The organism is Exiguobacterium sp. LL15 (assembly GCF_024436095.1).
Lineage (GTDB): Bacteria > Bacillota > Bacilli > Exiguobacteriales > Exiguobacteriaceae > Exiguobacterium_A > Exiguobacterium_A indicum.
Map to the genome: position 1 here is coordinate 2,115,584 of NZ_JANFNX010000001.1, position 21,206 is coordinate 2,136,789.

23 protein-coding genes are annotated in these 21,206 nt (G+C 45.3%); 6 read left to right on the top strand and 17 right to left on the bottom strand.

Translation table 11 applies throughout. The features are described 5' to 3' along the window. The first annotated feature begins 81 nt into the window (after window positions 1-81). Together NOM72_RS10995 and NOM72_RS11000 are read left to right on the top strand one after the other, a co-directional pair. Window positions 82-459, top strand: coding sequence for a truncated hemoglobin (locus NOM72_RS10995; RefSeq protein ID WP_035398458.1), 378 nt, complete (start codon window positions 82-84; stop codon window positions 457-459). A 60-nt stretch (window positions 460-519) separates the two neighbouring features. Then, a complete protein-coding gene (locus tag NOM72_RS11000) occupies window positions 520-861 on the top strand; it encodes a hypothetical protein (protein ID WP_023467386.1) in 342 nt (113 codons plus the stop codon). Window positions 862-903: 42 nt separating this feature from the next. On the opposite strand, the gene NOM72_RS11005 is transcribed toward NOM72_RS11000, so the two are convergent. The 14 genes from NOM72_RS11005 to NOM72_RS11070 form a co-directional block, all read right to left on the bottom strand. Then, window positions 904-1,311: a hypothetical protein gene (locus NOM72_RS11005; RefSeq protein WP_023467385.1), complete on the bottom strand. Its 408-nt coding sequence runs from the start codon at window positions 1,309-1,311 to the stop codon at window positions 904-906. A gap of 97 nt (window positions 1,312-1,408) precedes the next feature. Then, window positions 1,409-1,882: a competence protein ComK gene (locus NOM72_RS11010; protein ID WP_035398461.1), complete on the bottom strand. Its 474-nt coding sequence runs from the start codon at window positions 1,880-1,882 to the stop codon at window positions 1,409-1,411. Window positions 1,883-1,992: 110 nt separating this feature from the next. Further along, window positions 1,993-3,387 carry a HAMP domain-containing sensor histidine kinase gene (locus tag NOM72_RS11015; RefSeq protein WP_058712901.1) on the bottom strand — a complete coding sequence of 465 codons (1,395 nt, stop codon included), beginning with the start codon at window positions 3,385-3,387 and terminating at the stop codon, window positions 1,993-1,995. After that, a complete protein-coding gene (locus tag NOM72_RS11020) occupies window positions 3,384-4,046 on the bottom strand; it encodes a response regulator transcription factor (protein WP_023467381.1) in 663 nt (220 codons plus the stop codon). The genes NOM72_RS11015 and NOM72_RS11020 overlap by 4 nt, the downstream gene beginning before the upstream one ends. A 134-nt stretch (window positions 4,047-4,180) precedes the next feature. Then, window positions 4,181-4,336, bottom strand: coding sequence for a hypothetical protein (locus tag NOM72_RS11025; RefSeq protein ID WP_023467380.1), 156 nt, complete (start codon window positions 4,334-4,336; stop codon window positions 4,181-4,183). 96 nt (window positions 4,337-4,432) lie between these two features. After that, window positions 4,433-4,867, bottom strand: coding sequence for a methylglyoxal synthase (gene mgsA, locus NOM72_RS11030; protein ID WP_023467379.1), 435 nt, complete (start codon window positions 4,865-4,867; stop codon window positions 4,433-4,435). Between the two features lie 66 nt (window positions 4,868-4,933). Further along, on the bottom strand, window positions 4,934-6,481 hold the full coding sequence (locus NOM72_RS11035; RefSeq protein ID WP_023467378.1) for a fatty acid--CoA ligase family protein: 1,548 nt from the start codon (window positions 6,479-6,481) through the stop codon (window positions 4,934-4,936). 124 nt (window positions 6,482-6,605) lie between these two features. Continuing rightward, window positions 6,606-7,493, bottom strand: coding sequence for an SDR family oxidoreductase (locus NOM72_RS11040; RefSeq protein ID WP_255999166.1), 888 nt, complete (start codon window positions 7,491-7,493; stop codon window positions 6,606-6,608). Window positions 7,494-7,543: 50 nt separating this feature from the next. Beyond that, entirely contained in the window at window positions 7,544-8,533 is a 990-nt protein-coding gene (lplA, locus tag NOM72_RS11045; RefSeq protein ID WP_023467375.1) for a lipoate--protein ligase, read from the bottom strand. 39 nt (window positions 8,534-8,572) lie between these two features. Then, entirely contained in the window at window positions 8,573-9,253 is a 681-nt protein-coding gene (locus NOM72_RS11050; protein WP_255999167.1) for a DsbA family oxidoreductase, read from the bottom strand. A 145-nt stretch (window positions 9,254-9,398) separates the two neighbouring features. After that, complete coding sequence (locus tag NOM72_RS11055) at window positions 9,399-11,054, bottom strand: glycerol-3-phosphate dehydrogenase/oxidase (protein ID WP_023467373.1); 1,656 nt, start codon at window positions 11,052-11,054, stop codon at window positions 9,399-9,401. Window positions 11,055-11,189: 135 nt separating this feature from the next. After that, window positions 11,190-12,680, bottom strand: coding sequence for a glycerol kinase GlpK (glpK, locus tag NOM72_RS11060; protein ID WP_023467372.1), 1,491 nt, complete (start codon window positions 12,678-12,680; stop codon window positions 11,190-11,192). A 30-nt stretch (window positions 12,681-12,710) separates the two neighbouring features. After that, window positions 12,711-13,535: an MIP/aquaporin family protein gene (locus tag NOM72_RS11065; RefSeq protein WP_255999168.1), complete on the bottom strand. Its 825-nt coding sequence runs from the start codon at window positions 13,533-13,535 to the stop codon at window positions 12,711-12,713. Window positions 13,536-13,730: 195 nt separating this feature from the next. Beyond that, on the bottom strand, window positions 13,731-14,294 hold the full coding sequence (locus tag NOM72_RS11070) for a glycerol-3-phosphate responsive antiterminator (RefSeq protein ID WP_023467370.1): 564 nt from the start codon (window positions 14,292-14,294) through the stop codon (window positions 13,731-13,733). A gap of 170 nt (window positions 14,295-14,464) precedes the next feature. On the opposite strand from NOM72_RS11070, the gene NOM72_RS11075 reads away from it, so the two are divergent. Continuing rightward, window positions 14,465-15,106, top strand: a complete 642-nt coding sequence (locus NOM72_RS11075; RefSeq protein ID WP_023467369.1) for a YczE/YyaS/YitT family protein — start codon at window positions 14,465-14,467, stop codon at window positions 15,104-15,106. Window positions 15,107-15,165: 59 nt separating this feature from the next. Here the strand turns inward: NOM72_RS11075 and NOM72_RS11080 are convergent, their stop codons facing one another. Both NOM72_RS11080 and NOM72_RS11085 read right to left on the bottom strand, forming a co-directional pair. Continuing rightward, entirely contained in the window at window positions 15,166-15,909 is a 744-nt protein-coding gene (locus NOM72_RS11080; RefSeq protein WP_023467368.1) for an ABC transporter permease, read from the bottom strand. Next, complete coding sequence (locus NOM72_RS11085; RefSeq protein ID WP_023467367.1) at window positions 15,887-16,804, bottom strand: ABC transporter ATP-binding protein; 918 nt, start codon at window positions 16,802-16,804, stop codon at window positions 15,887-15,889. The genes NOM72_RS11080 and NOM72_RS11085 overlap by 23 nt, the downstream gene beginning before the upstream one ends. 153 nt (window positions 16,805-16,957) lie before the next feature. Between NOM72_RS11085 and NOM72_RS11090 the strand changes: the two genes are divergently transcribed. The 3 genes from NOM72_RS11090 (at window position 16,958) to NOM72_RS11100 (ending at window position 20,591) form a co-directional block, all read left to right on the top strand. Then, window positions 16,958-17,188 carry a hypothetical protein gene (locus NOM72_RS11090; protein ID WP_255999169.1) on the top strand — a complete coding sequence of 77 codons (231 nt, stop codon included), beginning with the start codon at window positions 16,958-16,960 and terminating at the stop codon, window positions 17,186-17,188. 264 nt (window positions 17,189-17,452) lie between these two features. Then, window positions 17,453-19,036 (top strand): diguanylate cyclase domain-containing protein, encoded by a 1,584-nt coding sequence (locus NOM72_RS11095; RefSeq protein WP_023467365.1) that lies wholly within the window; start codon window positions 17,453-17,455, stop codon window positions 19,034-19,036. An 88-nt stretch (window positions 19,037-19,124) separates the two neighbouring features. After that, window positions 19,125-20,591 carry a glycoside hydrolase family 32 protein gene (locus NOM72_RS11100; protein ID WP_255999170.1) on the top strand — a complete coding sequence of 489 codons (1,467 nt, stop codon included), beginning with the start codon at window positions 19,125-19,127 and terminating at the stop codon, window positions 20,589-20,591. Window positions 20,592-20,638: 47 nt separating this feature from the next. On the opposite strand, the gene NOM72_RS11105 is transcribed toward NOM72_RS11100, so the two are convergent. Next, entirely contained in the window at window positions 20,639-21,136 is a 498-nt protein-coding gene (locus tag NOM72_RS11105) for a GNAT family N-acetyltransferase (RefSeq protein ID WP_023467362.1), read from the bottom strand. Window positions 21,137-21,206 lie beyond the last annotated feature (70 nt).

Below are 21,206 nucleotides of genomic sequence, written 5' to 3' on the forward strand. Positions count from 1 at the left end.
ATGTACTGTTTTTGGCGCATGTCTTCTACGTATAAATTTGCTATAATTAGGACACATCCTATGTAAGGCAGGTGATGCTCCTTGTCACTTTACGAAACCATCGGAGGCGAGCATGTACTCACATCCTTGGTTCGCTCGTTCTATCATCAAGTCTACCATGATTCACTGTTGCGACCGTTGTTCCCTGACGATCGACAACGTGTCGAACAGGCACAACTCGTCTTCTTGACCCAATTGACAGGGGGACCGCGCGACCCGGATCAACCGCCGGCGAGTTTAGCGATGATTCACCGGTTATTACCGATTCAAAAAGAACATGCCATCCGTTGGTTGGAACTGATGGAAGTAGCTGCTCTTGATACAATTCCAAATGAAGAAGCACGACTTCAACTACTCGATCGATTACGAATTGGCGCGATGAATGTACTACGCGTTTGTGAAGCACACCAGATGGACTGAGGGATTTTTCTTTCTCATCTGTCCATTTCCATGTAAAATAATAAATGGAGGCGATAAAACATGACGGAAGAACAAGAACAACGACCTGAACTCGTAAAGAATGCGATCGAGCAAGCCGAAGCATCGACGAACGAGGATGACACGCTCGAGGAAGAGCAAACCGAAGAACAAAAAAAATTGGATCACATCAAAGGTCTCGTAACCCTTGAACGCGGATCTGATTACTATCGTGTCGTTTTTTATGACGACCATAAACACTTGATTTTCAAGGAACTCGATTACGACCGTGTCGACTTCGTAGGTCGTTTCTACAATGATAGCTTTGATCCGACAAACTTGACGGAACTAGAAGAAATCGCAGAAAAAGCACTCTCGACTTCTTTACGAAAACGATTCTTGTAATGCATGAAATAAGCCGTCCTCCGATTGGAGAACGGCTTATTTTTATTGATCAGATTGTTTTTTCTTCCGACGAAGGACGTAAGCAAGGACCCCACCTGCGACAGCGATCCCTGTTGCCGCTAAGATCGGTAATAAGACCTTTTTGTTAGATGCTAGTTTTTGTTTGACTTGCTCTAGGCGCGACTCATTCGTCTCCTTCAAGGCGATAGATGTCCGACGGTTCATCGTGACGTGTTTCGCAGCATCCGTCACAACGATACGTTTCGTGACCCAACGGCGATTTCCAGCATCATCGACGACCAATTGTCGTGCCCGTTTAATTCCTTTGATTCGTTTACCCGGTGTATTTTCCGGACGTACGATGCGGGAACTGATAAAGCGTCTGCCTCCAGTCGCACCAAATCCAGGCTGTAGTTTTCGGCGATTTAACCATTCGTATGATTCATTCATCGTGTCGCGGTAAAAGTTACCGCTTCACCTCCCTATGATTTCTCTCTCTACTGTTTCTCCTTACGTAAGTAAGATTCCTGTTATGTGTTTCCACTTTTCACCGATTCTTAAACTCCGGCAATTGAAAACGACGTTGCATTTCATACGCCAGTTCCAGCGTTTTAATCCGTTGTCGCTCGATGCTGTATGCCGAGGCATCCGTATCGATACATTGCCCGGTCTGAAATTCGACTTGTACTTTTCCCGATTTTTTCTGAACAGTCTTCATCTGTTTAAAATTAATCCAAATACATTCTGCCTTTTCTTTTGCGGTCGTTGGAAAGAAAATCGTCTGTGCTTGCCAATCCACTAAAACAGGTGTCTTTCGGTTCGGACCAAGAATATGCCGCGCTGCTTCAATTCTTCCACGCATCGACGAACCAAAATACAAACAGGATTCTTCAATTAATTTAATCGGATGACCATCTAAAATGCTTTCAGAATGTTCCTTGATAACGAGTGTCTGCGGCTCTCCGTACTGACCATATTGCGGGATCAAGGCTAACGTTTCTTCCGTAACTGGGTATGACATATTCTTCGCTCCCTTCCTGGACTACATTGGTTATATCAAATAATCAGTTATGTTGTTTAGTCCTGCTAGTTATTTCCTAATGAAAAAAACGAGATCCAAAGATCCCGTTTTTAATATTTCTCTGTCTTACTTTCATTTTGATTCTCCATTTGTTCGATGAAGTGCCTTGGAAAATTAAAAATCACACAAACTTTTCCGACTCCATTTCCCGCAGAGCGATTCTCGATTGCGACCGTCCCGTCATGACGCTCGACGATCCGTTTGACAATATAAAGACCTAAACCGAACTTCCCTTCCTTACCACGTGAGAATTGATGGAACAGTGGCGAGGAGGCGTCAAGCGGTGGTCCATCATTTTCGATTTCGATATGAACCTGATCCGCTGTTCCGGACAGTCGAATATCAATTCGTGTTTCGGCATAACGAATCGCATTGTCCATGACATTTTCGAGCGCAACACGTAACTGCTCTCCTTCACCAAGAACGATTCCTGCTTCTCCACTGACATGCCAGTCAAGTGACTTCGTCCCGGAAAAGCGATTTTTCAACAGATGCACCATCCGGTCGATGTCAACATTGTCCCACGTCGAACGATCGAGCTCGAAATAGTCGAGCTTCGTGACGTAGAGTAAAGCCGCGACTTTTTTCTCTAATCGTTCCGCTTCTTCATCAATGACGGATACGGATCCGGTCAAATCACCATCAGGATAAATCCCGTCTGAGATAGACTGGGCATAACTTCGGATGACCATGATCGGCGTCTTCAAATCATGGGAGATGTTTTGAAGTAATGATTTTTGTGCCTTATCTTGTTTTTCAAGATCCATTCGCATCGCATCGACCGATCGTGCGAGTCGTCCAATCTCATCCCCACGGTCAAGCGGAAGTGGTGTATCCCACTTTTGAGCCGCAATTTTCCCAACCGCTCCCTCGATCTCAACGAGTGGATGTGTCAAACGTCGCGCTAACCAAAAGGCAATGAATAACGTAAAGATACTCCCAATGATGACGACGAATCCGATTTTGGAGAATAACTGCGTAATCAGTTCTTGCCGATACGCATCCCAAACATAAGAGACACGATAGTAGGTTTCACCACTATCCTCGATTTTTCGAATACTGTAATAGACGTCTTCTTTATCAAGACGCGTTGTATACTTTGCCGTAACTGTTTTTTGATCAATCGCATCACGGTACATCTGATTGATCAGTTGTTGTGGCGCTCCACCGTAATAGAGCTTTCCGTTTTTAGAAAGGAGTAAGATGTTAACAGAACGAGACTCCTGTTTTCGGCGGTCGAATTCGATCGGATTATCCTGTAACATCTCGATGACAGAAGCATCTTTCGAGAAGAAGACTTCACTATTCTCAAGTGTCGCATAGACCTGTTCATCGATGAAATTTCCAATCGATGAACGGATGACCAGGAGAATGACCGCAGAAAGCGTGACGATGACGAGCAGAAACATCGCCCAAATCTGGAATCCGAGACTGCGGTTTTTCATGCAGACACCAAGCGATAACCGATCCCGTAAATCGTTTCGAGCTCAAGCTTCGATAATTTTTTACGGACGCGACGAACGAGATCATCGACGACTCGGTCTGAACCGAAATAATCGTCACCCCAGACGCTGACAAGAATCTGCTCGCGTGACATCGGCGTCCCAATTTGTGTAGCGAATAAAATCAACAAATCGTACTCTTTCGACGTCAAATCGATTTCTTGACCATTCTCTTCGATGATTCGTTTCTCTGGATAAATCATATAATCGCCGTATTGGATGACACCACTCTTTGGTGTCGCATACGTTCGTGCCAAAATCTTTTTGACGCGGATGACGAGTTCTCGCGGAAGGAATGGTTTTGCGATGTAATCGTCTGATCCCATCTCAAGACCAATGATTTTATCGATGTCCTCATCCCGAGCCGAGATGAAGATGACAGGTGTCGTCTCATCATGTGCCTTGATCCGTTTAATCAATTGAAAACCATCCATATCCGGTAGCATGATGTCTAAAATCCATAAGTCAGGCTTTTCAACGATGGCAGAGGCCGCTGCCTCACCAGACGTAAATGATTTCACTTGCCATCCTTCTTGCTCCAAATATTTCACGAGTACACGGTTCAAGTTCACTTCATCATCAACTAAATAGATTGTATGCATGGCTCTCACTCCTCGACTAATGTGCTTTGTTTCAGTGTATCAAAGGAATTCCGCAAAATTATGGGAGAGTGGATAATAATTCAAAAAAACCTTTCTTTTCAAAAGAAAAGAAAGGCGAAGTCATAAATTTTCTATTATTTGACGAGACGGAGCGCTGGATACGCTACTTGCTCGTTCTTTGAAGTCACAGGTGTTGCCTGTTGACGACGTTCCATTTTTACGACGTGCGTTAAAAATCCAACGCCGCCTCCTAGCAATACCGTTACACCCGTCATTAATAGAATCTCCATTTTCTTCGCCACCTTTTCCATCGCAATTGATAATCAGTATCATCCTCAAACTGACTATATCACGCTCAAACGAAAATGAGAAGCGTTCTCATGAAATTAATCGTCTAAAAACTTTTGTTGTTCCAGTTCATGGCGTTTTCGAATGATTTCCTTCCAATCGAATTGTCCTTGTTCGAGGCCATTGATTAAAATTTCAGCAGTTCCGACATTCGTCGCAAGCGGCAAATCGTATACGTCACATAATCGAATGAGTGCCGAGACGTCCGGCTCATGCGGTTGGGCCGTCAGTGGATCGCGTAAAAAAATCACGATATCGATTTTTCCTTGTGCTACCAGCGCTCCGATTTCCTGATCTCCGCCAAGCGGACCTGACTTACAGCGATGGACGTGCAGATCGGTTGCTTCCATGATCCGTTGCCCCGTCGTTCCTGTCGCGTATAATGTATTTTTCTTAAAGAATGCGGCGTAAGCCCGTGTAAAGCCCATCATCTCATCCTTTTTCTCATCATGTGCAATCAAAGCGATATTCATTCGTATCCCCTCCTTCTTGTCTATGCACAGAAAAAGAACTTCAGAAACCTGAAGTTCTTGAGACACTCATGAATTCGTCGGTTGTTTCTTCAACACGGTCCGTAAAATCTTCCCGGTCGTATTACGAGGTAATTGATCGATGAACTCAATCTGTGTCGGACATTTATATTTCGCGAGTGATGTAGCACAGAACGCCTGCGTTTCCTCTTCCGTCATCGTCTCACGAGCAACAACGAATGCTTTGACAGCTTCGCCCATCTCCTCATCCGGTATGCCGATGACGGCGGCTTCAATGACGTTCGGATGCTGATAGAGGACTTCTTCGACTTCACGCGGGTAGACGTTGTACCCACCGACGATGATCATATCTTTTTTGCGATCGACGATATAGAAATACCCGTCTTCATCTCGACGAGCCAAATCACCCGTATATAACCAGCCATCGCGTAACGTCGCTTGCGACTCTTCCGGCATCTTGTAATAACCGGTCATGACGTTTGGTCCCCGAACGATCAATTCTCCGACTTGACCATCTGGTAATTCTTGTCCGAGTTCATCGACGACTTTGTTTTCGACATCGACGATCGATGTTCCAATCGAGCCTGGTTTTTGAACACCATTGACCGGATTGAAACAAGTGACGGGTGATGCTTCCGATAAACCATATCCTTCGAGGATATGACATTGGAATGTTCGATCAAATGCTTCAAGGAGCGGCACTGGAAGACTCGCTCCTCCTGAGACGAACAAACGTGTTGATTCAAAATAGGTCGCATATTCCGGATGAGCCTTCACGGTTTGCAGTAAGAAATTATACATCGTCGGTACACCCGCAAAAATCGTCACCTGTTCTTTTTTCGCTAACTCAAACGTCTCTTGTGGTGAAAAACGTGAAGCAATGATGATTGACGCTCCATGTGCGAGTGACGCATTGACGACGACCGTCAAACAAAAGACATGGAACATCGGTAATACGGCAAGTGTCCGGTCGTTACTGGATACATGTAGATAATCCCCAATCGAGCGCGCATTCGACGTCAGATTACGGTGGGATAACATCGCACCTTTTGGTTTTCCTGTCGTTCCACTCGTATAGAGAATGACAGCGATGTCGTCCAGTTCATTCGTCACTTCGGTCAAGGGATGTTCGATTTCGAGCCAGCGATCGAGCGTGATGAACGTCACTTGTTGATGTGTTTCGTTTGGTCCTTCTTGATCCGCGTAAGGAACAGAGACGACAATCTTAAGATTCGGTAAATGCACGAGACGATCTTTTGCAGCTTCGACGAGCGGTGCAATCCCTAAAATCCCCTTCACATCACCGTTCATCAGGATATACCCGATTTCATCCGGTGTGTATGTAGGGTTGATCGGAATCGCGATTGCCCCTTGTTTCATGATGGCGTAATATGCCACTAGGAATGCTGGGCTATTCCCTAAAATCAGCGCGACATGATCGCCTTTTCGAATCCCGTTCGCTTCAAGCGCACCGGCTGCCCGGTGAAACTTCTCGACAAACTCACGATAGCTGACTTGCGTGTCCTCAAACACATACGCCGTTGAATCCGGATGTGTTCGAGCAGTTTCTTCGACGGATTGAATCAATCCAAGCATGAGCAAAATTCCCCTTTCGAATGAATGACTATTCATTTTTTACGTAAAAAAAATCCATACGTAGTCAAAAGCGACCGTATGGATAGTGTAACACTTTTTGGAAACGTTTTCACAGAGTTTCTTTTTAACCGTTGACGATGACGCCACCGTTTAAGTGAAGGACTTGTCCTGTCATATAACTTGAATCGTTACACGCGAGGAAAACATATGCTGATGCCATCTCAGCCGGCTGCCCTGGGCGATCCATCGGTGTATTTTTCCCGAATGTCTTGACTGATTCATGCGGGAACGTTTCCGTGATGAGCGGCGTCCAGATCGGACCCGGTGCGACAGCATTGACACGAACGCCTTCCTTCGCTAAGTTCATCGAAAGACTTCGTGTGAAGCTGACGATTGCACCCTTCGTCGCAGAATAGTCAATCAAAAGCGCGTTTCCTTCGTATGCCGTCGACGATGTCGTATTGATGATGGCAGAACCGAGTGAAAGGTGCGGGAGCGCGGCACGGGCAAGACGCATCATTCCGAAGATATTCGTCTTGAACGTCTTTTCCATCGACTCGTCTGTGATGTCCTTCAGACTATCTTCTGGTTTTTGCATACTCGCATTGTTGACGATGATATCTAAGCGACCGAAACGATCGATTGTTTTTTGGACGAGTGTTTCACAGTAATCTGCATCTCCGATATCCCCTTTAGAAAGTAGGACTTCGCCGCCTAATTCCTCAAGTCGTGCTTTTGTTTCTTCCGCTCCTTCTTGATCACCGTAGAAGGCGATGACGACTTTTGCTCCTTCACGGACATAAGCAATTGAGACAGCACGCCCGATTCCAGAGTTGCCGCCCGTGACGATCGCGACTTTTCCTTCTAATTTTCCTGCTGCCTTATAATCATCACGCTCATAATATGGTAACGGCTGTTCATCCTCCGTTTTTGGTAATCCTTCTGAAATCCGTTCAAAATCAATAAAGTCCGTCAACGAACCTTCTAAAAAATTATCTTTATTATAGCCCATGAAAAAAACTCCCCCTATGCAGTTGATAGAAGGAGTTTTCCCATAAAGACTTACGCTAAAACGTCTAGCACTTCATCTAGTTCGACAGCGCCGAAGTATTTTTTCAATTCGTACCGACCGAGCACTTCGCGAAGAGACGCGCGATCATAGCGTGAACCTTCGAGCGCCCGCGCAATTTCTTCTGCATCCTCGACACCAAAGAAGTCGCCATAAATCTTCGCTTCTTCAATGATGCCTTTTTTGACGTTCAGCCGGAAATCAATCGTACCGATCGGGAAGCGTTTTTTATGAATGACATCAAATTTCGGCGATTTTCCGAAATTCCACTCCCAGTTGCCATAACGTTCTGCTGAGATGGCACGTACTTTATCCCAGTCCTCTTCGGTTAAGATATACCGTTCAATCTCTTTTCCTTCATAGATCGAAGCAAGGAGATGATCGACGAATTGTTCCATCGTCAACGGTTCTGACAGGAATTCCGAGATATTCGCGACACGACTTCGGACCGATTTAATGCCTTTAGAGCGCATCTTTTCTTCACTGACGACAAGCGCATTGACGACTTCTTCGATGTTCGAATCGAGCATCAATGTACCGTGACTAAACATCCGTCCTTTCGTCGTGAACTGGGCATTCCCACTGATTTTCCGACTTCCGACATGAATATCGTTTCGTCCGGATAGCTCCGCTTCGACACCGAGTTTATGCAGCGCTTGTACGACTGGCTCCGTGAACTTTTTATAGTTGTTGAACGAATCACCGTCATCTTTTGTCAAGAAACTGAAGTTCAAGTTTCCTTCGTCATGATACACCGCGCCACCACCTGAAAGACGACGGACGACGTGGATGCCGTTTTCCTCGACATACTTCAAATTGACTTCTTCGTTCGTGTTCTGGTTTTTTCCGACGATGATCGATGGACCGTTGATATAAAACAAGAAATAGTCTTCTTCATTGACGTTCAGGTTGTTCAAGATGAATTCTTCGACAGCGAGATTGATTCGCGCATCGCGAATCTCAGGATGGAAGATGAATTTCATAAGGGTTTCGTGCTCCTTTGTGATGGAATCATAATGTGATCAGTTACAGCCGTCAACACCACACGCATCACCTTCAGCGATGACTTCAAGTGTTTGTTCTTGGCGGATCTTCGCGAAGACTTGTTCGAATGCTTCTACTGGTTGTGCGCCTGAAATCGCATATTTCCGGTCGAAGACGAAGAATGGTACACCACGAACTCCGAGTTGTTGTGCCATCGCTTCTTCTTCTCGAACATCTGTCGCCAGCTCTTCTGACGCAAGAAACGCTGTGACGTCTGCTTCAGCAAGTCCAGCATCTACTGCGATCCGTGTCAGAATGGCTGAATCATTCAAATCTTCTCCATTCATGAAATACGCTGTAAACAAGGCTTCTGATACTGCATTCATCTTACCATGTTTTTTAGCGAATTGAGTCAAGCGATGAGCCTCGAATGTATTGGCTGGGATGATACGATCCATCTCGTAGTGCAAACCTTCCTGACGTGCCGTATCAACGACACCTTGCGACATATTCCGTGCTTGCTCGAGAGTCGTTCCATATTTTGACGCAAGAATTTCGTATAAGCCTTGTGTCGGTACTGCTGGTGCATCTGGATCGAGTTCAAAGCTCTTGAATTCGACCTCGACATCTAACTTTTCGTTCGCAATCGCTTGTTCTAAGCGACGCTTCCCAATATAACAAAACGGACATGCGTAATCCGACCATACTTCTACTTTCATCTGTGTTCTCTCCTTTTGTGTAATTTCATACATTAAGCATAGTCGCCTCTAGACAGAGTTGCAATCTTTCCGCCCGCGCCAATACGAATATGCAAAAAAGGAATCAAGATCATATTGATCTTGATTCCTTGATGAGTTAGAGAGCTTATTCTGTCACGAGTGCATGTGCTGCATCTTCGATTTCGATATCGAGTTCTTTCGTATAAGCATCTGTTTGTTCTGCTGTCCAGTTCAAGACAGATTTCATTTCTTCGATGACGGCATCTTTGTGCGCACGAGCCCAAGCGATGTCGAAGAAGACAGCACCTGTACGGCGGATGAAGAAGTCGATTGGACGAGCGACCATTTCATGTTCGATACTGTAATGGAGTTGTGCATAGACAGAACGTGGAAGAGCTGTCGTTGCTGCATCGAATGCTGCTGCATATTCCAGTACTTTCGGTAAGTTCGAACCGTAGCGTTTTGCTAGGAATTGAACTTCTTCTGTCGTTAGACCGTTCGTTGCTGTTTGAGCTTTTAAGAATTCAGCAAATCCTTTTGCTCCGCCGACGTGTCCACCAGACATTGGCATGTTTTTCGTCGAACAACGTGCATACGCGACGTTCTCTTCTTTTTTCAAAAGTTTAGCGACGAGATCAACGACGTGCTCACCCATTTTACGGTATCCAGTCAATTTCCCACCCGCAATCGTGATGAGACCTGACTCAGACTGCCATACTTCATCTTTACGAGAGATTTCAGAAGGGTCTTTTCCTTCTTCATAAATCAATGGACGTACACCAGCCCAGCTTGATTCAACGTCTTCTGCTGTCACTTTAACCTCTGGGAACATATAGTGAATCGCGTCTAAGACGTAGTCTTGGTCTTCGACTGTGAACTTCGGATGTGCAGTATCTTTATCGAAGAACGTATCTGTCGTACCAACGTATGCTTTTCCATCACGTGGAATCGCGAAGATCATCCGACCGTCTGGTGTATCGAAATAGACCGCTTGTTTAAGTGGGAATTTCGATTGATCGATGACGACGTGGACACCTTTTGTCAAACGAAGTTGTTTCCCGACTTTAGAGCCATCTTTTTCACGTAATTCATCAACCCATGGACCTGTCGCGTTGACGACTTTTTTCGCACGGATTTCATGTACGTCACCTGTCAAGAGGTCTGTCACACGCATGCCGACGACTTTTCCAGCATCGTAGATGATTTCTTCCGCTTTTGTATAGTTGACGACGCGTGCACCGTGTTCAACCGCTTCTTTCATAACTTCGATTGTTAGACGGGCGTCATCTGTACGGTACTCAACGTAATAACCGCCACCTTTGAGACCTTGTTGTTTGACGAGTGGTTCTTTCGCTAATGTTTCTTTCGCAGATAACATCGTACGCCATTCCGAACGTTTAACACCTGCTAAGAAGTCATAAACACGAAGACCGATTGACGTACTGAACGGTCCGAACGTACCGCCTTTGTGCATCGGAAGCAACATCCACTCTGGTGTCGTGACGTGTGGTCCGTTTTCGTAAACGATCGCACGTTCTTTACCGACTTCCGCGACCATTTGAACTTCGAATTGTTTTAAATAACGTAGACCACCATGAACTAATTTCGTTGAACGACTAGACGTACCGGACGCGAAATCCTGCATTTCGACGAGGCCAATCTTCATACCGCGTGACGCTGCATCGAGGGCAATCCCCGCACCTGTGATACCGCCACCTACGACGAGTAGATCGAGTTCTTCACGTGTTAATCGATTATAGACATCTGCACGGTTTTTGCTTGAGAATGGTTGGTTAGCCATGAATAGTTCCTCCTGTTTAGGTTCGAAAAAAAAAAGAGACCACAACAAACACGCTGACTATGTCAACTGCTGCTGTGGTCTCTCCATATTCTCCGACCGATTTATTAACTTGACCTTACTATAACATACGTCACATCATTTGAACAACATCGTAGCTTGAACAGCTTTTTGCCATCCACCGTAGAGCGCATCCGTCTCTTCTTTTGCCATGCTCGGCTCGAAGCGACGTTCTTTTTTCCATTGCGTCGCAATTTGTTCACGGTTCTCAAAGAATCCAACAGCAAGACCTGCGAGGTACGCTGCACCTAATGCCGTCGTTTCATTGATTTCCGGACGCTCAACTGGTGCTTGGATGATATCACCTTGGAACTGCATCAAGAAGTCGTTTTTAACTGCTCCACCATCAACACGGAGCGTTTTCATCTCGATGCCTGAATCTTGCTCCATCGCAGATAGGACGTCGCGTGTCTGATAAGCGAGTGATTCAAGTGTCGCGCGGATGAAGTGTTCTTTTTCCGTACCACGTGTCAAACCGAAGACGGCACCACGAACGTCTGAATCCCAGTAAGGTGTACCAAGACCAACGAATGCTGGTACGACGTAGACACCGTCTGAAGACGTGACGCGTGTTGCGTATCCTTCTGATTCTTTGGCATCATCAATGAGACGTAATCCGTCACGTAACCATTGAATCGCAGATCCTGCGACGAAGATACTTCCTTCTAAAGCATACTCCACTTTTCCATCGACGCCCCACGCGATCGTCGTCAGCAATCCGTGATCTGATTTAACAGCCTCTTCCCCTGTGTTCATCAACATGAAGCAGCCTGTACCGTATGTGTTCTTCGCCATTCCTGTATCAAAACACGCTTGACCAAACAATGCGGCTTGCTGATCGCCCGCTGCTCCAGCAATCGGAACTGATTCTCCGAAGAAGTGATACCCTGCCGTCTCTGCGTACACTTCAGAAGATGGTCGTACTTCTGGAAGCATCGCTTTCGGGACATCTAAGATGTCGAGTAACTCGTCATCCCATTTTAATTCATGAATGTTATACATCAACGTACGACTTGCATTCGAATAGTCGGTCACATGTGCTTTTCCGCCGGATAATTTCCAGATGAGCCACGTATCGATCGTACCGAACAATAGTTCACCACGTTCAGCACGTTCCCGTGCTCCTTCGACATGATCTAAAATCCATTTGACTTTCGTACCAGAGAAATAAGCGTCAATCAATAGACCTGTCTTCTCACGGAAGAGCTCGGCATGACCGGCTGCTCGAAGCGCTTCACAGATTTCAGCCGTTTGTCTCGATTGCCACACGACTGCATTGTGAATCGGTTTCCCTGTTTCTTTTTCCCAGACGACAGCTGTTTCACGTTGGTTCGTGATTCCAATACCAGCAATCTGCGACGGCTTTACGTTCGCCTCCGTCAGACAAGTCGCCACGACAGCAAGGACACTTCCCCAAATCTCGTTTGCGTTGTGTTCGACCCAACCTGGTTTCGGAAAATACTGCGTGAATTCCTGTTGTGCTGAATGGACGATCTCGCCGGCACGATTAAACAGGATCGCACGTGTACTCGTCGTTCCCTGATCCAATGACAAAATGTAGTTCTCCATCTCTTCCCCATCCTTTTGTATCTAAATAAGTTAAGCTGACTTTGACTCCACTGACGTTGTTTTGTTCGGACGAACACCGAATCTATAGCATAAGCCTAATATGACGATTGTCACAAGTCCTACAATCCAAAAAGCCGGTGTATCTTTCCCTGTGAAGACCGAACGATAAAACAATCCGCCAAGACTTCCACCGAGAACTGGTCCGAGAACCGGAATCCAAGAGTACCCCCAGTTCGATGATCCTTTTCCATGAATCGGTAGGATGAAGTGGGCGATACGTGGACCAAGGTCCCGCGCCGGATTCATCGCATATCCTGTCGTTCCTCCGAATGACATACCGAGGCTGACGATCAAGAAACCGACGATCAATGGATTTAGACCATCTGAGAACTTATTTGCTCCGATTGATAACAACCCAATGACAAGCAAGAATGTCGCGATCATTTCACTTATTAGATTGGCAAATGTATGTGGAATCGCTGGTGACGTCGCAAAGACGCCGAGTTTCGTTGCTGGGTCTTTCGTCTCCGCCCAGTGTGGTAAGTAATGGACGAAAACAAGACTTGCACCAAGTATCCCGCCGGCAATTTGAGCGACGATATAGCCTGGTACGTCTGCCCATGCAAATGAACCGTCAAAGGCTAAACCAAGCGTTACTGCTGGGTTAAGGTGTGCTCCACTGAATTGACCGACGGCATACGCTGCAATCGCCACGGCAAAACCCCATGCAAACGTGATGACAATCCAACCTGCATCCTTCGCAAACGATTTCGTCAAACTAACGCCTGCACCAACACCGTTCCCAAGCGCGACAAGCAAAGCTGTGCCTAAAAATTCCGCTAAAATGGGTGACATATGTGTTCCTCCTTTTGGTTATGTGAAAAAAGCAACATAAAAAGGAGATCCACGTCAGTTCCTACTTGAATGTTCTTCAAGCAGGACTCACACGTGAATCTCCCTTTTCTCCGTCACTTTGTATCAACTTGATATCACTATAACAATCAGTGAAAACGCTGTCAAATAATCCGAATGATTTTCCTCACAATCAACTTAAGAGCGTGGTTCAAAATGACGCCACAAGTCCTTATTCGATGTAGTGATACTTGAGGCACCTGCTTCAATCGCTTGTTCCACTTCCTCGACCGTATCGATGAGTCCACCGGCGAATACGAGACGCCCTGTCTTTTCTTTCACTTCTTGAATATACTTTGGCATTAACCCTGGTAACACTTCGATGTAATCAGGTTGCGTCCGTTCCATGAGTTGATAACTTTTTTCGAGTGAACTGGAATCAAGTAAGAACATGCGTTGCATCGTCTTGACCTTTTTTTGACGTGCTTTCAAGATGACGCTCGCCTTCGTCGAAATGACACCATACGGCTTCAATTCTTGGCAGACGTATTCTGTGGCATATTCATCATTTTTTAACCCTTGAACGAGATCCATGTGCAAAAACATTTTTTTGTCGTAACGATGCGCCATCTCATAGACCGCTTTTAAACGCGATACATGCATTTCGAGTAAGACCCCATATTCATATGGACTCTTCAGCATCTTTTCAAAGTCTTCTAATTTTCTAACGGAAGGCAGGATCTTCTGTCCAAAATATGTCATATGTTCTCCCCCTGATTCGTAATGTGTCCTAAGTATGTCGTGAAACATAAGGAATAGGCAATGCTCTTTTCATGAAAATAAGTGAAAAGAGCGCTACGATTAGGGTATAGCTTAACGAAACGATTTCTTTTCAGGAGGTGAACGCGCAGTCCTACCGTCTGTGCACGTCAATGAGTCAGCAAAAACGGATTGTCATCTATTTATTCTCTATTTTAATTAACGCCTTAGGAAACAGCTTCATGGTGACCGCCTCGATCGGGAGTGCACCTTGGACATCAGCGAGTGAAGCCGTTGCGGCCATCTCCCCTTTAACTGTCGGACTAGCGATCATCGTCTTACATGTGCTCGCTTTGATTGCGGCACTCTCTCTTGGGAGTCGATTTAGTTGGTGGACGATCGTCCTCAGTTTCGCACTCGTCGTCCTGTTCGGCGCTGCGATTGATTTCTTCTTATCGATCCATCAATTGATTTATACACCACAGGGACTTTGGATGCGCGTTGTGTACATGTTGATCGGCATGCCATTGATTTCACTTGGACTCGCTCTCTATCTACAAATCGGATTCGTATTGATGCCACCGGATTACTTGATGAAGTCACTGATCAGTCGCTTTAAAAGTACCTCGCTCGGAGCAACAATCAGCCTCGGCATTCCTTTTTTGATTGCTTGTCTCTTTTCACTGATTGAACGCGAACTGATCGGCATCGGAGTCGGAACTTTCATTTTTCTCTTATTGAACGGTCCACTGATCGAATGGTTTCAGCGATTGTTCCCGATTACAGCACGTCCACCTAAACGGACAAGTTCTTGAATACTGTAAAAGAGCTGCTATTGATAGACAAATTCATCTATCAATAGCAGCTCTTTCATTTACGTATATGATTTTCTTTGGAAGACAAGAATCGATGCACCTAACAAGACGATGATATGAGCCAATACGAACAGGGCGGAGAACGTCAAAGTTGTTCCCATCGCTTCACTCGTACCATAGGTCATAGAATCCTTGAAATACATTGACCAGTCTAAATGCATGAATACGATCCACTTAGCGATTGCTGGTTTGAAACCAACCAGTAAGTTACCCGCAATGCTCGTAAAGAACTGTGCTAGTACGGTGAAGCCGATAATCATTCCAACAGAACGGAACAACAATGAGAAGAATAACGTCATGAATATTGTAAAAATCGGACTGACAACTTCGACGATCGTATCGCGGAACAGAATTGGATCTCCTGCCTCTGAAAACGCAAATGAGCCTGCGTAGACGATCGCAGCGATGAACACGAATTGGAACAACATGATCAAGATCGAAAAGATAAGTTTCGAGAAATAAATCGTCATTCGGGAATACGGACTCATTAATAAGTGTTTCATCGTGTCATAACGTACTTCATTCCCGATGGCTTCTGCCGTGAAGACAATCGTGATGATTCCTAATAGAGATGTCAGTAAAAGGAACGTTGATGAATAATAATCATAACGTGTGAACTCAAAATCATTCGTCTTTGCAACGATGATAATACCAACTGCAATAACGACATATAGTGCTAAAACGATTTTCGCTTTTTTAGTCGTCCACCATTTCATCCATTCATTTTGTATGAGCGAAAGCATGTGAATCCCCCTCTTTTTTCGTTACTTGCAGGAATTGTTCCTCAAGCGTCAAACGTTTAACGGTCAGTTCATGTAAATCGGCAATCGGCACGACGAGTCGAGCGATAGCTGGACATTCACTTTCCGGTGCGGTGATAATAATTTTATTCTCGAGTACTTCTGATGGGTAGTTCGCGACGCGAAGGGCATCGAGTACCTCTGTCATCGCTTCTGCATTGACACGAAGAGCGATTTTCGCTCCAGTTTCATTACGAACGGACTCGACCGACTTGATGACACCCTGATCGATGATCGCATAACGATCACTGATTTGTTCCATCTCACTCAACATATGGCTTGAAATTAAAATCGCGATATCTTGCTCACGCGCCATTTGGCGTAAATATTCACGAAGCTCTGCAATTCCGGATGGATCCAGACCATTCGTCGGTTCATCTAAAATCAAGACGCGCGGGTTATGTAGCAAGGCACGAGCAATTCCGAGTCGTTGCTTCATTCCGAGTGAGTACTCTCCGACTTTTTTTGAAAGCTTTCCTTCAAGACCAACGAGTCGTGCTAGTGCATCATAATCCACTTGACCGAGTCCCGGAATGAGATTTTTTGCATGAACTAAGTTTTGTTTTCCTGTCAGATAAGGATAAAACGCTGGATTTTCAACGATTGCTCCGATTTGCGTCAGCGCTTTCGAACGCTCTTCTACGACATCAAATCCATTGACTGTGACTTTCCCTGCATCCTGCTCGAGTAGTCCAGTGATGATCCGAATCGTCGTCGTCTTCCCTGCTCCATTCGGTCCGAGGAAGCCGAACACTTCTCCTGGGGATACCTCAAAACTGACGTCTTTTAAAATTTGCTCTTTTCCGAGACGCTTTGAGATATTTTCAATCTTTAACATCTGCTCTTCCTCCTCATTCATATTTTGTCTATGCTATTAGTGTACGTGATTTTAAAGGATAAGTTTCATTTCTTACAAATATGTAATCTGATTCCAATTAAAAAGGCGTAACAACAGAAATTTTATATTAAAAATAAAGAATGGAGTCGCTAGATGATTCGCTTTGAACAAGTAACACATGATCACTTTCCGATCATCCAATCGTTGTACGCGAGCGTTCCTGCATATGCGCTCTTAGAAGAACGAGTGCTCCCGCTCTCTGATTCGACCTTACAGGAAGAGTTTTTAAATCCCGATACCGTATCGCTGATTGGGTATGTAGACGGAGAACCCGTCTTACTGATTGATTACCTACCGAAGCATCCAAAAGACGGTACACCTTGAATCAGTCTATTTTTACTGGATGCTTCTCAGCACGGTACGGGAACTAGCAGTCGGTTACTATCTGCTTTTTGTGATCAGTTTCTAAGTCAGGAACCTCACATTCATCTCGCGGTCTTACCCGATAATTTAAGAGCCCGTCGTTTTTGGGAAAAACACGAATTTCGATATGTACGAACGAGTATCTCGAACCGCGAACAACAGGTAGACGTCTACGTGTATGATGTAAGTAAAAAAAATGAAAACGCATGAATGGAGTATCGCACAATGTTCAGACTTTCACTTCGCTTTGATGTTTTGTTAGCGGGATTGATTTCCCTGCTATTTTTTAGCATGACGCTCGGATTAACTTTTTTCATTAGTCAACATGCAACAAACCGACTCCAATCGGAAGTCGGGATGAATCTGTCAACGACTGCTCACCAACTGTCTGATAAGCTTGATCATTACATGTGGTCACGTTATGCCGAAGTAAAATTGCTGGGTTCTTTATCAACGATTCAACAAACAGAACAAAAAGCAGAAACACGGCAGACACTCGAAGAGTTACAACGACAGATTCCTGACTTTTCTTGGATTGGTCGCTTAGATGCGAAAGGCAAAGTCGTTGCGTCAACGAATCAGATTCTTGAAGGAACATCGATCAAGGAACGCCCCGTCTTCCAACAAGCCTTATCACAACCATTCATCGGGGATGTCCATGAAGCTGTTCTACTCGCAAAATTATTGCCAAACCCAAGCGGTGAACCGTTACAATTCGTCGATATTAGTACACCTTTGTACGATAAGGGGCGATTTTCTGGTGTCCTTGCGACACATCTCAGCTTCGAATGGGCAAAAGCGATCGAACAAAGTTTTCAGAGCGCCACGTCCTCTCTCCAACAAGTCGATGTCTTCATCATTAGTCAAGATCGAAAGACGATTTTGCTTGGACCGAACGGATGGAGCGGTAAAACATTACCTGATAGCGTAACGCTGACTTCGAATGCTTCTGCGACCGCTTCTTGGCAAGGGAAAGAATTCGTCTCTGGTCAAAGTACAAGCCGAGGTTACAAGGATTACGATGGATTAGGTTGGACGGTTCTCGTGCGTCAACCGACTTCGATTGCCTTCGCTGATGCCGACGCTTTACGTCAAACGATTTTTATCGCCGGATTGATTGCCTCTTTCATCACAGCCGTACTCGGATGGATGTTAGCGAAGTTATTGACACGACCATTATTAAAAATCACATATGCCGCCCAACAGATGCAGGATGATCCCTCAAAATCACTCCCGAATCATCGTGGAATCCGAGAAATCGAGACACTGACGGATGCCTTACAACGACTGATTCATCGCTTGCTACATACCGAACAAGAGAAATTAACGTTTGAACGCTTGTCACAACGCGATAGCCTGACGGGTCTCGCGAACCGCAACGGTCTCGCTCAATACATCGAACAATTGCCTGCAGAAACGCATTCTATCTATCTTTGCCTTGATTTAGACGGCTTTAAAGCAGTCAATGATACGTATGGTCACGCGCTAGGTGATCTCCTGCTGATCGAGGTCAGTCAACGTCTCGAACAGTTGCTTCCACCTGGTGGATTCGTAGCTCGTCTGGGCGGCGATGAGTTCATCATCGTCTTGACGACTCAATCCTTAACAGAAGCACGATACTTAGGTGAACAATGGATCGCTCACGTCTCGATGCCGTATCACTTAGAAGAACAAACCGTCCACATCGGGATGAGTATCGGAGTCGCCGAACAGGTGACAGGAGAATCACTCGAACAAGTCATGCATCGCGCTGATTTAGCGCTCTATCGTTCGAAGCAAAATGGCAGAGGATGTATGTCCGTTCATTGACCATTCAGGACGGAGGATTGACAAGCGCAGCTCTCCTCCGTAAGGTGAACGAGAGAAGCGTATAATTTTTCAACGAGGAGCTGTCAACATGAATCAATGGACACGTGAAGCACGATACCGTCCCCTCTCGGATGTCGATCCGAGCGTCTACCAAGCGATGAAGGAAGAAGTTCGAACATCTCCTTGGCGATTTTCTTACCATATTCAACCTCCGACCGGACTTTTGAATGATCCGAACGGCTTCGTCTATCATGACGGTCTCTATCATTTGTTTTATCAATGGTTTCCACTCGGACCCGTACACGGGCTGAAGTACTGGTATCACATGACATCAAAAGATCTTGTACATTGGTTCGATGAAGGAGCTGCCTTGATCCCAAATAACGATCCTGATTCACACGGTGCTTATTCCGGTAGTGGCTTCATTAAAGATGATCAAGTGCACATCATGTACACCGGTAATAAACGGGATGCGGATTGGAATCGCCATACGAGCCAAATCGTCGGTCATCTCCGCTCGGATGGACGAATCGAAAAACATTTACCACCTGCTATTCCAAACGTTCCTGAAGGATATACGGAACATTTCCGTGATCCGAAAGTCTTCCAAGATGCATCGGGCATTTGGTACTGCATCATTGGTGCACAGCGTAGTGACTTGACGGGTTGTACTGTCATCTATCAGTCTCAAGATTCAGAGCACTGGACATTCCTCGGTGAGTTACAGACGAATTACTCGACATTCGGTTATATGTGGGAATGTCCTGATTATTTCGAGCTGGATGGAAAAGGGATCCTCCTCTTTAGCCCTCAAGGGATTGAACCAGATGGTACGAACTATCAAAACATTTTCCAGTCCGGTTATTTCATCGGCGAACCGTTAGCTTTACCCGACTTAACATTCACACACGAATCGTTCCAAGAACTCGATTTCGGATTTGACTTCTACGCGCCACAAACAACTGAGGCGGCAGATGGTCGACGGATTCTTGTTGGTTGGATGGGGTTACCGGATATCAGTTATCCTTCTGACATCTATAACTGGGCACATGCTTTGACATTGCCTCGTGAATTAACGATCGAACAGGGACAACTTCGTCAACGACCTGTCAATGAACTGACACAGCTACGAAAAGAGACGCTGTTTGACGAAACGATTCTTTTCGAACAAGACGTGACAATTGCGGAAGCCGAGATTTTCGAGCTCGTGATGACAGACTTGAAACTGTCGTCGGACTCGTTCCGCTTCTCGATTCGTCAAGACGCCACAGAAGAAACCGTATTCCATTACGATGCTGTATCACGTCAATTTACGATCGATCGAAGCCGATCAGGTGCAGAAGTACCTGCTGAATCATTCGGCACTTCGCGATCGACGATTCTTGCGAAGGACTTGCATACATTACGTCTGTTCGTGGATCGTTCTTCGTTTGAACTTTTTCTAAATGACGGAGAAGCCGTTGCATCTGGACGGATTTTCCCGAAAACATCCAGTCGAGGTATTGTCTTCTCTGGTGAAGCAGGTGCGCATTTATCACTCTACGATTTATCTTAAATAAAAAAGCATTTTCCTGAATAGAATCAGGAAAATGCTTTTTTGCTTCAATGCTTCAATCGTGATTCTTTTTCTAGATCAAATGCAAGGATGTGCTGCTCCCCAATTGGACCCATGACGGACTGTAACGTATCAACGTATCCCGTTTTGAAATACAGTGATTTTGCAGCAATATTCTTTTTATTGACCGCTAGTGTGATCGCTGTGACTTCTGGAAAATGATGATGCACGAACTCTGGCAACTGCATCATTGCCTCTTTCGCATATCCTTGGTGTTGATGGCGTACATCAATGGAAAAGGCACGTAACAGGACACTGTGTTCATGTGTTCGATGTGTTTTAGGGGGATTAAGATGAAGAATAAAAAATCCGACGACTAAATCGTCTTTTTTGATGACAACCGGGAATTTATCTGGATGGGCAACCGCATCTGCGACGACATCCGTCGGAAAAGAAGTAAACTGGACTTGTTCTTCAGGAAGAATGAACGCATCACATTGTTCATAATGTTCATTCGTATACATGTGTAATTTCACTACAGACATTCTCATTCCGCCTTCCCTCTTTGTACAGGACAAGAGAGTACTCTCTTACATTTATTCCCATTTTAATGTT

What these genes read in the sequence shown, in the direction of transcription:
- mgsA (WP_023467379.1), bottom strand. Translation starts at nt 4,867, where the DNA reads ATGAATATCGCTTTGATTGCACATGATGAGAAAAAGGATGAGATGATG.
- NOM72_RS11075 (WP_023467369.1), top strand. Translation starts at nt 14,465, where the DNA reads ATGAGTCAGCAAAAACGGATTGTCATCTATTTATTCTCTATTTTAATT.
- NOM72_RS11070 (WP_023467370.1), bottom strand. Translation starts at nt 14,294, where the DNA reads ATGACATATTTTGGACAGAAGATCCTGCCTTCCGTTAGAAAATTAGAA.
- NOM72_RS11090 (WP_255999169.1), top strand. Translation starts at nt 16,958, where the DNA reads ATGATTCGCTTTGAACAAGTAACACATGATCACTTTCCGATCATCCAA.
- NOM72_RS11050 (WP_255999167.1), bottom strand. Translation starts at nt 9,253, where the DNA reads ATGAAAGTAGAAGTATGGTCGGATTACGCATGTCCGTTTTGTTATATT.
- NOM72_RS11040 (WP_255999166.1), bottom strand. Translation starts at nt 7,493, where the DNA reads ATGGGCTATAATAAAGATAATTTTTTAGAAGGTTCGTTGACGGACTTT.
- lplA (WP_023467375.1), bottom strand. Translation starts at nt 8,533, where the DNA reads ATGAAATTCATCTTCCATCCTGAGATTCGCGATGCGCGAATCAATCTC.
- NOM72_RS11065 (WP_255999168.1), bottom strand. Translation starts at nt 13,535, where the DNA reads ATGTCACCCATTTTAGCGGAATTTTTAGGCACAGCTTTGCTTGTCGCG.
- NOM72_RS11015 (WP_058712901.1), bottom strand. Translation starts at nt 3,387, where the DNA reads ATGAAAAACCGCAGTCTCGGATTCCAGATTTGGGCGATGTTTCTGCTC.
- NOM72_RS11100 (WP_255999170.1), top strand. Translation starts at nt 19,125, where the DNA reads ATGAATCAATGGACACGTGAAGCACGATACCGTCCCCTCTCGGATGTC.
- NOM72_RS11010 (WP_035398461.1), bottom strand. Translation starts at nt 1,882, where the DNA reads ATGTCATACCCAGTTACGGAAGAAACGTTAGCCTTGATCCCGCAATAT.
- NOM72_RS11055 (WP_023467373.1), bottom strand. Translation starts at nt 11,054, where the DNA reads ATGGCTAACCAACCATTCTCAAGCAAAAACCGTGCAGATGTCTATAAT.
- NOM72_RS11020 (WP_023467381.1), bottom strand. Translation starts at nt 4,046, where the DNA reads ATGCATACAATCTATTTAGTTGATGATGAAGTGAACTTGAACCGTGTA.
- NOM72_RS11025 (WP_023467380.1), bottom strand. Translation starts at nt 4,336, where the DNA reads ATGGAGATTCTATTAATGACGGGTGTAACGGTATTGCTAGGAGGCGGC.
- NOM72_RS11035 (WP_023467378.1), bottom strand. Translation starts at nt 6,481, where the DNA reads ATGCTTGGATTGATTCAATCCGTCGAAGAAACTGCTCGAACACATCCG.
- NOM72_RS11080 (WP_023467368.1), bottom strand. Translation starts at nt 15,909, where the DNA reads ATGCTTTCGCTCATACAAAATGAATGGATGAAATGGTGGACGACTAAA.
- NOM72_RS11085 (WP_023467367.1), bottom strand. Translation starts at nt 16,804, where the DNA reads ATGTTAAAGATTGAAAATATCTCAAAGCGTCTCGGAAAAGAGCAAATT.
- glpK (WP_023467372.1), bottom strand. Translation starts at nt 12,680, where the DNA reads ATGGAGAACTACATTTTGTCATTGGATCAGGGAACGACGAGTACACGT.
- NOM72_RS11105 (WP_023467362.1), bottom strand. Translation starts at nt 21,136, where the DNA reads ATGTCTGTAGTGAAATTACACATGTATACGAATGAACATTATGAACAA.
- NOM72_RS11000 (WP_023467386.1), top strand. Translation starts at nt 520, where the DNA reads ATGACGGAAGAACAAGAACAACGACCTGAACTCGTAAAGAATGCGATC.
- NOM72_RS11095 (WP_023467365.1), top strand. Translation starts at nt 17,453, where the DNA reads ATGTTCAGACTTTCACTTCGCTTTGATGTTTTGTTAGCGGGATTGATT.
- NOM72_RS11005 (WP_023467385.1), bottom strand. Translation starts at nt 1,311, where the DNA reads ATGAATGAATCATACGAATGGTTAAATCGCCGAAAACTACAGCCTGGA.